Consider the following 12,129-nt stretch of genomic DNA (forward strand, 5'->3'; position numbering starts at 1 on the left):
AAGCGCTTTCACAACAAAAACCCCGGCCGGCAGGTCGGGGTTTTTTAGTTTAGTGTAAAATTCTTACAAATGAAACGATTTGCTATGATGCTCGGCCTTTTGGCGGCCACCGGCCTGGTTCGGGCCCAGTCCAACATCAACGACCTGCTGGCGGCAGGCCTGGAAGATGCCGAGCGCTTCACCAGAGACTACATGGCCCCGGCCCATGAGGGGATCGCCTACAACCTGGGGGCATCCTGGCTCAACACGGCCACGGCCAAACCCCTGGGGGGCTTTGAGATCAGTATTGTAGGTTCTATGAGTTCCTTTAAGAACAAGGACGATAAGAAGGCCTTCGAAATGAATATTGCCGAGTACGAGAACCTGCGCTTCCAGGACGGAAGCGCTTCCAAAACGGTCAGTACCGCCCTGGGTGAGATTTCCGGGATCAACGTGGTGGTTGAAGATGAAAACGGCCTGTTTTCCGAGAGTTTTGAGCTGCCCAGCGGCCTGGCTTCCGAAAACATCAATTTCCTGCCTTCAGGCTTTCTGCAGGTAGGGGTCGGCCTCATCAAGGGCACGGAGGTCAAAGCCCGTTTCCTGCCGAAAATCGACACGGACGACGTGGAGGTAGGGCTCATCGGCTTCGGGCTTATGCACGACTTTACCAGCCACCTTCCGGCCGACAAACTCCTGCCGGTTTCCATTTCCGGGTTTATCGGGTACACCCGCCTGACCGGGTCTTACGATTTTACCAACACCAACTTTATCGATGGGGAGAACCAGCGCATCGATGCCCGCTTCAGCACCTGGACCTTCCAGGCTGCAGTTTCCACCCGCCTGCCCATCATCAACTTTTACGGTACCCTGGGGTACATCAGCGGAAAGGCGGAAACCGATATCCTGGGGACCTACCGGGTCACCTCCGGACCGTTCCAAACGACTTACAACGACCCGTTTTCCATCAGCCAGAAGGACAGCGGGGTAACGGCCGGGGTAGGCACCAAGCTCAAGCTCGGTTTTTTCCGCCTGAATGTGGATTATACCCTGGCGGCATTCAACACCCTTTCGGCCGGGGTATCCTTCGGGTTCCGGTAGGCCCTTGGGCAGTATCGCATAAAAAAACAGCCCGCTCAATGCGGGCTGTTTTTTTATATGGTTTTTGGGGCTTATTCGCGTTCTGCAAAAACCACCCCTTTCCGGTTTTCCAGGTGTTCTCCTTCTTCGCGCCGGACAATCTTTACTTCGTCTGCAGGTTTATCCAGCCCCGGGTATTCGATGCGGTAGAACCCGGCTGCGGATTCCCACTGGAAATCCGATTTCAGGATAATCTGGGAACCCTCGTAGCGCTGGTAGCGCCCCAGGTAAACGTCGTTGAAAATCCACTCTTCGCGGATATGGCCCTTATAGGTTGCGCCTTCCGGAACTTCCAGGCGGCTCCAGATCCCGATAACAGGGTCGTTGTTTTCGGGTACCTCCGAACAGCCCTGAAAAAGGAAAACCAGGACGAAGGCAAGTGTCAGGATGGGGGATTTGACTTGCATAAGCAGGTTGGGGTATAGGTTTGGGTACTATGGGAACGCCCCCGCGGGCCGGTCTATTGCATTTTTTCGATGAACGGTACGGGTTGTTGCGGCCGTGAGGGGTCAAGACCCGGAAGGCCGGTGGGGGAAGGGGGGTGGAAAGGGGGCGGTTTTCTGCCCTTTTCACAAGGAATTTCTCCATATTTTCGCTAATTTTGGGGCCGCTTCTTAACTGTGAAAAATTACGTTTTATGAAAGTTACCATTGTAGGTGCAGGCGCTGTGGGCGCTAGTTGTGCCGAGTATATCGCGATGAAGAATTTTGCCTCCGAAGTAGTCCTGCTGGACATCAAGGAGGGGGTTGCCGAAGGGAAGGCGATGGACCTGATGCAGTGCGCCTCCCTCAATGGGTTCGATACCCGTATTGTGGGGTCTACCAACGATTATTCCAAGACCGCAGGCAGCGCCATTGTCGTGATTACCTCCGGTATCCCGCGTAAACCTGGGATGACCCGGGAGGAACTGATCGGCATCAACGCCGGGATCGTTAAATCGGTTTCCTCCAGCCTGCTGGAGCATTCCCCGGATGCCATTGTTATCGTGGTAAGTAACCCGATGGACACTATGACCTATTTGGTACACAAGACTACCGGCCTGCCCAAAAACCGTATTATCGGGATGGGAGGCGCCCTGGACAGCGCCCGGTTCAAATACCGCCTGGCCGAAGCCATGGAGGCCCCTATTTCGGACATAGACGGAATGGTAATTGGCGGTCACAGCGATACGGGCATGGTCCCTCTTACACGCCATGCCACCCGCAACAGTGTAAAAGTTTCTGAATTCCTCAGTGAGGAGCGCCTGCAGGAGGTAGCCGAAGCGACCAAGGTGGGGGGTGCCACCCTTACCAAACTCCTGGGTACCAGCGCCTGGTATGCCCCCGGGGCTGCGGTATCTGCCCTGGTCCAGGCCATTGCCTGCGATCAGAAGAAGATGTTCCCCTGTTCTGCCCTTTTGGAAGGTGAATACGGCCTGAGCGACCTCTGTATCGGGGTGCCGGTTATCCTGGGTCGCAACGGGATTGAGGCCATAGTGGAACTGGAACTCTCCGGAGCCGAAGCGGCTAAAATGAAAGAAAGCGCCGAGGGCGTTTCCAAGACCAACGGCCTGCTGGAGGTCTGATACCCCGGTTGCAAAAACACGGATCATCCTCCCCCGGGAGGATGATTTTTTTGTGTGCTACTTTTCGGGAATCCCCTTATACAGCAGGGGTTGCGACGGGTTTAATTAAGCGGGGATTTTATTGGCAGTTCCTCATGGAAATAATATATTTGCACGCTGCTTACAGCATGTATCCATTATACAGACAAGCACTTACACATGAATAACAAAGGATTAATTCGGCTCTTTGCCTGGCTCTTTGGCCTGGTGAGCGTGTATCAGCTCTCCTACACCTTTATCACCTCCAAGATCGAATCGGATGCAGAAGCCTATGCCGTGGCCAGTGTTGCCGCGGACCAGGACGATTATGTAGCCCAACGGGAGCAGGTAGAGGCCCGGTACCTCGACTCTGTGGCCAAGAACCCCATCCTGGGCTTTACCAGCTATGAGGATGCCAAGAAGAAGGAACTCAACAAAGGCCTCGACCTTAAAGGGGGGATTAACGTAACCCTGCAGATTTCTGTCCGGGACATCCTCTCCGGCCTGGCCAACAATACCAAGAACCCGGTATTCAACAAAGCGCTGGCAGATGCGGATGCAGCCTCCAAGAACAGCGATGCCACTTACCTGGAGTTGTTTTTCGAGTCCTTTGACGCCATCAAGGGAGACGCCAAACTGGCCTCCCCGGATATCTTCGCCAACAAAGGCCTCAGCGACGAGATCAACTTTGAGATGACCGACGACCAGGTCAAGCCCATCATCCGCCGCAAGGTGGACGAAGCTGTAATTTCTGCCTTCGAGGTACTTCGGGAGCGGATTGACGGTTTCGGGGTAACCCAACCCAATATCCAGCGGGAAGGCAATTCCGGCCGGATCCTGGTTGAGCTTCCGGGTGCCCGCGATATCGCCAGGGCGCAGGACCTGCTCTCCAGCACGGCCCAGCTGGAATTCTGGGAGACTTACGAGCCCGGCAACCAGTACCTGCTGAATTTCTTTATCGAAGCCAATGAGACCCTGAAATCCCTTGTGGCGGAAGATGCGCCGGAGGAGGTTAAGGAGGAAAGCGAATTGGATTCCCTGCTTTCCGATGTGGCCCAGGATTCCCTGGACCTCGCTCAGGAGCGCAACCCGCTCTTCGAAAAGCTGCAACTGAGCGGCCCCGGATACGCCGTGGGTCTGGCGGCCATCAAGGATACGGCCGAGATCGGCAGCTGGCTGCGGATGCCCCAGGTAAGGCGTTTGCTGCCCGCAGAGGTGCAATTCACCAAATTCATGTGGGAACGCCCCTCCCAGGGGTCTGAGGTCGCGGCCCTGTACGCCCTTAAATCCAACCGGGACAATACCCCCCGGATGAGCGGAGACGTGGTAAGCGACGCTCGCGACCAGTTCGACCAGTACAACCGCCCGGCGGTAGGCATGGATATGAACGTCCGCGGTGCACGGGAATGGCAGCAGCTTACCAATGAGGCGAACCTGAACAACACCGGTATTGCCATTGTGCTCGACAACCGGGTGTATACGGCTCCCGGCGTTTCCCAGAAAGGGGGAATCCCCGGCGGAAGCTCCGAGATTACCGGTACCTTCACCGTAACGGAAACCAAGGATATCGCCAACGTGCTGCGGGCAGGGAAACTGCCGGCCAAGGCCGAGATTATCGATTCCTTCGTAGTGGGGCCGTCCCTGGGGCAGGAAGCCATAGACAGCGGCTTTATGTCCTTCCTGATCGCCATGATTTTCGTGCTGATCTGGATGGTCTTCTATTACGGAAAAGCCGGGGTATTCTCGGACATTGCCCTGATCTTTAACATTGTACTGATCTTCGGTGTTCTGGCCAGCCTGGGTGCGGTCCTGACCCTGCCTGGTATTGCCGGTATCGTACTTACCATAGGGATGTCGGTGGATGCCAACGTGCTTATTTTTGAGCGCATCAAGGAGGAGGTCCAGAAAGGCAAGGGCATGGCCCAGGCCGTTCAGGACGGGTTCGACAATGCGCTTTCGTCCATCCTCGATGCCAACATCACCACCGGCCTTACAGCGATAATCCTGTTGGTCTTTGGCTCTGGACCCATCAAAGGTTTTGCCACTACCCTGATCATCGGTATCCTGACCTCCCTCTTTACGGCCATTTTTATTACCCGCCTGCTTATTGACGGGTACCTGGCCAAGCGCGGTCGCAAATTGGATTTTGCCACTTCCATTACGCGCAACCTGTTCCGGAATATGAATATCGACTTCCTGGGCAAGCGCAAGGTGGCTTATGTGGTTTCCGGGATCCTGGTTATTGCCGGGGTCTTCTCCCTCTTCACCAAGGGGCTGGACCAGGGCGTGGATTTTGTAGGGGGAAGGAATTACCAGATCCGGTTTGTAAACCCGGTGAATCCCACCGAGATTACCGGGGAGCTCACTGAGGCCCTTGGAAGCGCTACGGCCAAGACCTTCGGGGATGCTAACCAGATTATGGTGACCACCAAATACAAAGTGGATGTACAGGGTACAGAGGTGGACGACGAAATTCTCGGCATCCTCTTCAACTCCCTGCAGAAATACCTGCCGGATGGGGCTACGTACGAGGATTTTGTGCCCGGTGGCAGCAATGAGGACATCGGGGTCATGAAATACCGCAAGGTAGGCCCGACCATTGCGGATGACATCAAAAAGAACGCCGTATGGGCCGTTATCGGTTCCCTTGCGGTGGTGTTCCTCTACATCCTGTTGCGGTTCCGCAGGTGGCAGTTTTCCCTCGGTGCCGTTGTGGCAGTATTCCACGATGTCATGATCGTGCTTGGGGTCTTTTCGGCTACCAGCGCGCTGATGCCTTTCAGTATGGAAATCGACCAGGCCTTTATTGCGGCCATCCTGACGGTAATCGGGTACTCCTTGAACGATACCGTGGTGGTTTTCGACCGTATCCGCGAGATCATCAGCGAACGGGGCTGGAAGGCCGGTGAGAATACCAACCTGGCCCTTAACAGTACCCTTAGCCGTACCCTGAACACCTCCCTGACCACCTTGGTGGTACTGCTTTCCATCTTCATTTTTGGAGGGGAAACCCTACGCGGCTTTATGTTCGCGATGATTGTGGGGGTTATTGTAGGTACCTACTCTTCCCTGTTTATTGCTACCCCGGTAATGTTCGACACGCTGTCGAAAAAACTGGCAGCCGGTAAGAAATAGGGATTCAATCCAGAATAAAAAAAGCCGCATCCTTCGGGTGCGGCTTTTTTTTTAAGTATTCAGAAGCCACCTTTTCGCGGTAGCCCGGTTTTGAAAGATCTCCACTTCATACCCCATATGGTGGAGGTAATTCCGGAAAAGATGCATGTTCAGCTGGAATCCCTCGCCCACCACCACGGCCAGTTTCAGGTCCGGGTGCATCCCGGAGGACCCGCCTTGGTTGAGGATGTCGATGCATTGTTGAAGGGGCAGGTTGCCCGAGATATGAAATTCGGCCAGCACGTGAGTCCTCTCGGTTTCACGGGCCAGGTCTGCGGCTTGTCTCCACAGGGAAATGCTCTCCTGGGTCTCCCTGCCCAGGGTGCGCGTACCTTCCAGCTTTAAAAGTAAGAACCTGCGTTTTACAAAATGGGAAATTTGTACCGGCATAGGTGTAACGAATGACTTTCTGGGGGAGCTTTTAGTAATTCTTTGGTGGTACCTCTAAGATAGTGCAAAGTAAAGCCGGACACAAACGAATGCGAATGGGGAGCAGGAAGAAAAGACAATGGGTTTCAGGCGGTCAGGAGCCACTTGCGGGCATTGCGCTTGTTCAGGAATACCTCCACTTCATAACCCAGGTGTACCATAAAGGATTTAACCAGGTTCAGGGCCATATGGTTGTGGGCATCGGTTACCAGGGCAAGTTTGAAACTAGGACTCCATCCGGTTTCCTGGGCATAACGCGCTATATCCATGCAAAAGCGGATAGGCAGGCGCTCCTTGAAGCGCATATTGGCCAGCACTCTGTGCACAGATTGTGCGTCGCAGATCTGCCCCATCTCGGTCCAGAGTTTCCGTGATTCGGGTACGATATAGGCCGGGGATCCCACCCCGCTGATTTCGAAATTGAGGTAATCCTTAACAACCTTGTACGACAACTTTGCAGGCATACTAACCAGTTCAAAGCATAGGCTAACTCTAGGCTTGGGGCCCGGGGGAGGTTATTTTAAAAAAGGGGTGGTTAGTGTTCTATGAATATAGAAAATTTTGGGTAGGAAAGAAAGAACTTACGCAGGAAATATTACGGGAATCCGTATTTTGATATATACGACGACCTTCTCTCAGACAAAGACTTGTCCTGAGGAGCCTGTTTCTGAGGGCTTTAGCTCCAAGGTCTTATAAGCCTTTAATCCGGGTTCGTCCCTGTGTGAAACAAAGATGACGGCCACCTGGCTTTCCTTGGCCATTTTATTGATCAGGGCCACTACTTTTCGGGCAGAGGGGCCGTCCAGGCCGGCAGTGGGTTCATCCAGGATGAGGAGTGCTGGGTGTTTAACCATGGCGCGGGCACAGAAAATAAGCCGCTTTTGCCCCTCGCTGAGGTCTCTGAAAGGGGTATTGGCCCACTGCTCCATGTCCAGTACCCTGAGCCAGGCTGCTGCCAGCAGACGCTGGGTTTCCGAGGGCTGTATATAAAGGCCTATGGAATCCGTAAGTCCGGAGATCAGCATATTTTCCACGCTGTGGTACCCCCGGAATCGGTCTGCCATCCCCGGGGTAAAATACCCCAGGTGGGATTTGATGTCCCAGACGCTTTCCCCACTTCCCTTGCGCTGGCCAAAGAGGGTTATCTCTTGCCCGTAAGCTTTGGGATTGTCTCCCACAATCATGGTGATTAAGGAGGATTTGCCGCTACCATTCGGTCCGCGCAGCTCCCAGAAATCGCCCTGAAACACTTCCAAGTCGATATTGTTCAGGACGGGCCTGCCCTCGTAGTGCAGGTTTACAGCCTTCATTTGTATCAGGGGGTCGGGCAGGTCTTCCGGGGGGTGGGGCGGGGGAGGGATACGGCCCTTAAAGCCGGGTTTTTCTGGGGTGGGCCCGGGCTGGTACTCCGGAAAACCAACCAGGCCATCCTTTTCCAGGCAGGCTGCCCGCCGAATGAGTTCCAGGCGGTCTTCAGGGCGGCTTACCAACTGGACAAGGATCACCTCCGAGGCCCTTTTTTCCAATTCGGAACGCAGGTACTGCTGGTACTGACGGTCGAGGTTGTCGAAGGGATCGTCCAGGATCAGGAAATCCGGGTTTTGGGCCATCAGATGTGCCAGCAGGGCTTTTTTTCGTTCCCCGCTGGAATAGGTCCGGATCCCCCTTTCTCCGGTCCCGGTTAAGCTGCTGCGCTGGTGGCGTGCTTCCTCCTCAATGAATGCTGCAATCCGGGCATTGGAGAACAGGGCCCCGCGTTTGCCCTTCAAGAATTTGAGTTCTATGGGTGGCTCACCCTGAAGGAGCTGCTCGAAAAAGGATTCCTTCCGGGAATCAATCCCTGTATAAATAGCGACATGAGGTAACTCCGGCATAGCTCCAAAAATAGAACATCGGCAAATAATCCGTACCTTAACAGTTTAAAAGCTTATAGACCAGTTGCTTGTGTAGCAAAGGTTACATAAACCAAGGTGTGGAAAACCCTAACTTTATGGTATCCTGATGAGTCGTAAAATCGTAAAACTGATTGTGGTGTGCCTGCTTTGTTTCGGGCTGGTGTACGGAATCGTATGGTTTATGACCTGAGGTCCTAACCAAATTAATGAATAACCAAATGAAAAAGAACATGGGAATGGCGGACCGCGTGATCCGCCTAATTGTAGCGGCTGTCTTTGCCGTGCTGTACTTTACCGGCACGGTAACAGGAACAGCCGGTATTGTACTGCTGGTCCTCTCCGGCGTCTTTGTCCTGACCAGCCTGGTGCGCTTTTGCCCGCTTTACGCCCCGTTTGGGCTGAGCACCTGTTCGGTGGATGATTAATCCTTCCGAACCGGATCAGGGGCTATGGCCCTTAACGTCGCTTTTCCTACCTTCAGGGACTCAATACGTTCCCGAAGTATGGAAAAGCGACTTTCTTTTCTCTCCCATGAACTTTCCGACCGGCTTTTTGCCGAAGGCCAGCGCGCCGAGGTAGCCAAGGGCACAGAACTCCTCAGGGAAGGCCAGTATGTAAAGGTTGTCCCCATTGTCCTGGAAGGCCTGGTCAAGGTCTATACCCGGAATGAAGACCGGGAGTTGCTGCTTTATTACATAGAACCCCACCAGAGCTGTATCATGTCGTTTTCCGCTGTCCTCGGGACGGAACCCAGCCGGATTTTTGCCGTTGCGGAAGAAGACAGCGAGCTGTTGCTGATCCCTTCGGAAACCCTGCTGCCGGCCCTGGGGGAATATCCGGACCTGAACCGGTTGTTTTTCGATCAGTTCAAGTACCGGTACGGGGAATTGCTCAAGACCATCCACCATATCCTTTTCGACAAACTGGACGTCCGCCTGCGGGAGCACCTGGTGCGAAAAGCCCGCTTACTGGACACCGAGGAGTTGGCCGTATCCCATCAGCAATTGGCCGATGAACTGGGCACCGTGCGGGAGGTTATTAGCCGGACCATGAAAAAATTGGAAGCCGAGGGAGCCGTGGCCCAAACCGGCCAACGCATCCGGATTCTGAAAAAGTGACCTCAGTCACTGCATACGCCATGGGCACTGTGTACATTTACCCCAGGGAAAGCCCGAAACCAACCGGGCACCTTTGGTCTAAGTGTCATTTAAAATAGATTTGAGATGAAAAAGAATATGGGTTCTACCGATCGTATTGTTCGTTTTATTATCGCTGCCATCTTTGGGGTACTGTACTTTACCGGTACCGTGAGCGGAACGCTGGGGCTTGTCCTGCTAATATTGGCCGGCGTATTTGTGCTGACCAGCTTTATCAGCTTTTGCCCCCTGTACGCCCCATTTGGGATTAGTACCTGCCCGGTAAAGAAGCAGTAATACGCCCCATACCAGGAAAAAGACGAGTTGCCTGGGCAATATGCCTGGATGCAACTCGTTTTTTTTCAAATAGTTATATTTTTTTCCGGAGTTTTTCAAGTTCGGTTGTTTTATACCTGAATCATTACCCAAATCCAAATAGCTTAACAAACGCAGTTATGAAAAAAGTAAGTATTCTGGGGCTTTTTGCGGCCCTGACCCTCTTGGCCAGTTGTTCCAAGGACGAATCCGAAGGCTCCATCCGCCTGAGGCTCCAGGCCGTAAACCCGCCTTCCGCTTCTGCCAAGGCCAATGAAAATGTTGTTTTTACCGACTTTAAGATCTCCATCCGCGATGTCGTCTTTAAGAACGATGACGACCCCTCCAGCAACCTCGATACTGACGAAATCCAGTTTCGCGGCCCGTACCAGATCGACCTTTTAAACGAGGGGGATGCCCTTACCCAGACCATAGGGACCGCTCCGGTGCCAGACGGGATGTACAAGGAACTCCGGTTTAAATTCCACAAGGACGAAGACCTCCCTGCAACCGATGACCTCTATGACAAGTCCATTTACATTGAGGGGACTATCGATGGCAAACCATTTGTCTTCTGGCACGATACCAGCGAGAACCTCGACGTGGGGCGCAGCACCGGCGTTCAGGTAACGGACGGGATGGTAGAGTTCACCGTAACCTTCGACATGTCACAATTCCTGAGCGCGCTCAACGCTATTGATCTGGCAACCGCTGTAGACGGCAATGAGGACGGTCTTATTGAGATTTACCCTAACGACCAGGACGGGAACCAGGAAATAGCCCAGGCCCTGAAGGAGAATATTAAGGCTACTGCGGATATTATCAACAAGTAGGCTATACTCCGTTGTAGGACGAACCGGGGGGTCATGGACCTCCCGGTTTTTTTATGTCAGTTTCTGCTATACCGGATGAGGTCGCCTTCCGAAATCCCCCACTTATCGGCCAACCCGGCTTTAATTTCAAGGACATATCGGACCGGGACCCCGGAGGAAATCCCGGCTTCGTCCAGGGGCTGCGCATTTTTTGCCACCGTAACAATTTCCAGCTCCTCATTCACAAAAAGGATGTCCAGGGGGAACAAGGTATTTTTCATATAGAAGGAATGCATGGCTTCGGTTTCGAAGACAAACCACATGGCCTGGGTGTCTTCCATGGACTCCCGGTACATGAGCCCGGTCTGGGTTTCATAGTCTGTTTCTGCGATTTCGATATCGAGGTCCGCCAGGACCGAATCGGTGCCTGCACGCAGGACCTGGAGCTCCCCTTCTTTGGTAAAGGAGATGGTTTCCGTTTTGATGGGGTTTTTCTTTTCCTCCTGGCACCCGGTTACCATAAGCAGAAGGAACGCCCCTAAAAGGGCCATCAGCAACCTTGAGTATCTCAAATCAGACATTTTTGGGCTTTTTAACCATGAAATAAATGCCAAGCAGGATAAAGGGCAGGCTAAGCCATTGTCCTGTGGATAGCAGCCCCAGAGATTCTTCGAACCCCCCCTGGCTCTTCTTGACAAATTCCACCCCGAAGCGCACCGACCAGAGCAATACCAGGAAAAGACCGAAGAGGAAGCCGGGCCTGTTGCCCATGCCTTTTTTGTTGTAAAGCCAATACAGGAGAAAAAACACCAGGACATAGAGGAAGCCCTCATAGAGCTGGGCAGGGTGCCGGAAGGGGATGGCCTCCAGGTATTGGGAGAACTGGGGGTCCCGTGCCAGGGCTTTGTAGGCGGCCGACGGGTCGTTCAGCCCCGTGATTTGCATGGCGCGCCCTGCAGGCATATCGTCCGAATCCCGGACAAAGCGGGTAGCCAGAAAGAAGGAACCGTCTGTAACTTTCCCGTTGATCTCGGAATTGAAGAAATTACCCAGTCGGACCATAAAGGCTCCAACGGATACAGGGATGACCAACCGGTCCAGGATCCAGAGCATACTGAATTCCTTGTATTTTCGGATGTACAGGTAAATACCTATAATGATTCCTATAGCAGCCCCATGGGAGGCCAGGCCCAGGAAGCCTGTAAACTCGTATCCGTTGATAAGCCCGAAGAGGCTGCTCCCTGGCGATTGCCGAATGGGTAGCAGGATTTCCACCAGGTGGTGGCCGTAGTAGTCCCAGTCATAAAAAAATACATGGCCCAGGCGGGCGCCTATCATGGTGGCCAGGACCACGTAGATGAACAGGGCGTCCAGGTGTTCCCGGCTGCGTCCCTCCCGCTCGAACATGCGTTTCATCAGGTACCAGCCGGCAGCAAAGGCCAGAATCCACAGGAGGTTGTAGTATTTCACCTGAAGGACCCCCAGGCTTAAAATAGTGTCGTCCGGATTCCATGTAAATCCCCAGAATAGCATAAGCGGCATTTTTGGGCTAATATACTAAATCCGCAGCGCGCTGCAGGAGGATGAATAAAGGGTAGGGAGTGGATGCTACGCTGGCCGAGTTGTCATCCCTGTGGATTAAGGTACCGGGTCGTAGCCGGATCCCCCCC

The 12,129-nt window shown here is 53.6% G+C and carries 13 protein-coding genes; 7 read left to right on the forward strand and 6 right to left on the reverse strand.

Annotated elements, in window-relative coordinates; genetic code table 11:
- Positions 1 to 69: 69 nt before the first annotated feature.
- Complete coding sequence (locus tag CA832_RS10855) at positions 70 to 1,077, forward strand: DUF6588 family protein (protein ID WP_088341637.1); 1,008 nt, start codon at positions 70 to 72, stop codon at positions 1,075 to 1,077.
- A gap of 71 nt (positions 1,078 to 1,148) precedes the next feature.
- On the opposite strand, the gene CA832_RS10860 is transcribed toward CA832_RS10855, so the two are convergent.
- Entirely contained in the window at positions 1,149 to 1,523 is a 375-nt protein-coding gene (locus CA832_RS10860; RefSeq protein WP_088341638.1) for a hypothetical protein, read from the reverse strand.
- Between the two features lie 230 nt (positions 1,524 to 1,753).
- Here CA832_RS10860 and mdh point away from each other — a divergent pair, with 230 nt between their 5' ends.
- Together mdh and secDF are read left to right on the forward strand one after the other, a co-directional pair.
- A complete protein-coding gene (mdh, locus tag CA832_RS10865; protein WP_088341639.1) occupies positions 1,754 to 2,680 on the forward strand; it encodes a malate dehydrogenase in 927 nt (308 codons plus the stop codon).
- Between the two features lie 198 nt (positions 2,681 to 2,878).
- The gene (gene secDF, locus CA832_RS10870) at positions 2,879 to 5,833 is read left to right on the forward strand and encodes a protein translocase subunit SecDF (protein WP_088341640.1); all 2,955 of its coding nucleotides are present in this window, start codon (positions 2,879 to 2,881) and stop codon (positions 5,831 to 5,833) included.
- Between the two features lie 51 nt (positions 5,834 to 5,884).
- On the opposite strand, the gene CA832_RS10875 is transcribed toward secDF, so the two are convergent.
- The 3 genes from CA832_RS10875 to CA832_RS10885 form a co-directional block, all read right to left on the reverse strand.
- Positions 5,885 to 6,262, reverse strand: a complete 378-nt coding sequence (locus CA832_RS10875; protein ID WP_088341641.1) for a hypothetical protein — start codon at positions 6,260 to 6,262, stop codon at positions 5,885 to 5,887.
- A 125-nt stretch (positions 6,263 to 6,387) separates the two neighbouring features.
- Positions 6,388 to 6,753 carry a hypothetical protein gene (locus CA832_RS10880; protein WP_088341642.1) on the reverse strand — a complete coding sequence of 122 codons (366 nt, stop codon included), beginning with the start codon at positions 6,751 to 6,753 and terminating at the stop codon, positions 6,388 to 6,390.
- 183 nt (positions 6,754 to 6,936) lie between these two features.
- Positions 6,937 to 8,175 carry an ATP-binding cassette domain-containing protein gene (locus CA832_RS10885; RefSeq protein WP_088341643.1) on the reverse strand — a complete coding sequence of 413 codons (1,239 nt, stop codon included), beginning with the start codon at positions 8,173 to 8,175 and terminating at the stop codon, positions 6,937 to 6,939.
- A gap of 239 nt (positions 8,176 to 8,414) precedes the next feature.
- Here CA832_RS10885 and CA832_RS10890 point away from each other — a divergent pair, with 239 nt between their 5' ends.
- The 4 genes from CA832_RS10890 (at position 8,415) to CA832_RS10905 (ending at position 10,480) form a co-directional block, all read left to right on the forward strand.
- The gene (locus CA832_RS10890; protein WP_088341958.1) at positions 8,415 to 8,621 is read left to right on the forward strand and encodes a YgaP family membrane protein; all 207 of its coding nucleotides are present in this window, start codon (positions 8,415 to 8,417) and stop codon (positions 8,619 to 8,621) included.
- 78 nt (positions 8,622 to 8,699) lie between these two features.
- Positions 8,700 to 9,314: a Crp/Fnr family transcriptional regulator gene (locus tag CA832_RS10895; RefSeq protein WP_088341644.1), complete on the forward strand. Its 615-nt coding sequence runs from the start codon at positions 8,700 to 8,702 to the stop codon at positions 9,312 to 9,314.
- 105 nt (positions 9,315 to 9,419) lie between these two features.
- Positions 9,420 to 9,629, forward strand: coding sequence for a YgaP family membrane protein (locus tag CA832_RS10900; RefSeq protein ID WP_088341645.1), 210 nt, complete (start codon positions 9,420 to 9,422; stop codon positions 9,627 to 9,629).
- A 158-nt stretch (positions 9,630 to 9,787) separates the two neighbouring features.
- Complete coding sequence (locus CA832_RS10905; protein WP_088341646.1) at positions 9,788 to 10,480, forward strand: DUF4382 domain-containing protein; 693 nt, start codon at positions 9,788 to 9,790, stop codon at positions 10,478 to 10,480.
- 56 nt (positions 10,481 to 10,536) lie between these two features.
- Here the strand turns inward: CA832_RS10905 and CA832_RS10910 are convergent, their stop codons facing one another.
- Both CA832_RS10910 and lgt read right to left on the reverse strand, forming a co-directional pair.
- Positions 10,537 to 11,031: a DUF192 domain-containing protein gene (locus CA832_RS10910; RefSeq protein WP_394335750.1), complete on the reverse strand. Its 495-nt coding sequence runs from the start codon at positions 11,029 to 11,031 to the stop codon at positions 10,537 to 10,539.
- Position 11,032: 1 nt separating this feature from the next.
- On the reverse strand, positions 11,033 to 11,992 hold the full coding sequence (gene lgt / locus CA832_RS10915) for a prolipoprotein diacylglyceryl transferase (RefSeq protein WP_088341648.1): 960 nt from the start codon (positions 11,990 to 11,992) through the stop codon (positions 11,033 to 11,035).
- Positions 11,993 to 12,129 lie beyond the last annotated feature (137 nt).

Origin of the sequence: Robiginitalea sediminis, from assembly GCF_002198115.1 — a bacterium.
In the GTDB taxonomy this organism is placed as follows: Bacteria; Bacteroidota; Bacteroidia; order Flavobacteriales; family Flavobacteriaceae; genus Robiginitalea; species Robiginitalea sediminis.

What these genes read in the sequence shown, in the direction of transcription:
- CA832_RS10875 (WP_088341641.1), bottom strand. Translation starts at nt 6,262, where the DNA reads ATGCCGGTACAAATTTCCCATTTTGTAAAACGCAGGTTCTTACTTTTA.
- secDF (WP_088341640.1), top strand. Translation starts at nt 2,879, where the DNA reads ATGAATAACAAAGGATTAATTCGGCTCTTTGCCTGGCTCTTTGGCCTG.
- CA832_RS10890 (WP_088341958.1), top strand. Translation starts at nt 8,415, where the DNA reads ATGAAAAAGAACATGGGAATGGCGGACCGCGTGATCCGCCTAATTGTA.
- lgt (WP_088341648.1), bottom strand. Translation starts at nt 11,992, where the DNA reads ATGCTATTCTGGGGATTTACATGGAATCCGGACGACACTATTTTAAGC.
- CA832_RS10855 (WP_088341637.1), top strand. Translation starts at nt 70, where the DNA reads ATGAAACGATTTGCTATGATGCTCGGCCTTTTGGCGGCCACCGGCCTG.
- CA832_RS10860 (WP_088341638.1), bottom strand. Translation starts at nt 1,523, where the DNA reads ATGCAAGTCAAATCCCCCATCCTGACACTTGCCTTCGTCCTGGTTTTC.
- CA832_RS10895 (WP_088341644.1), top strand. Translation starts at nt 8,700, where the DNA reads ATGGAAAAGCGACTTTCTTTTCTCTCCCATGAACTTTCCGACCGGCTT.
- mdh (WP_088341639.1), top strand. Translation starts at nt 1,754, where the DNA reads ATGAAAGTTACCATTGTAGGTGCAGGCGCTGTGGGCGCTAGTTGTGCC.
- CA832_RS10885 (WP_088341643.1), bottom strand. Translation starts at nt 8,175, where the DNA reads ATGCCGGAGTTACCTCATGTCGCTATTTATACAGGGATTGATTCCCGG.
- CA832_RS10905 (WP_088341646.1), top strand. Translation starts at nt 9,788, where the DNA reads ATGAAAAAAGTAAGTATTCTGGGGCTTTTTGCGGCCCTGACCCTCTTG.
- CA832_RS10900 (WP_088341645.1), top strand. Translation starts at nt 9,420, where the DNA reads ATGAAAAAGAATATGGGTTCTACCGATCGTATTGTTCGTTTTATTATC.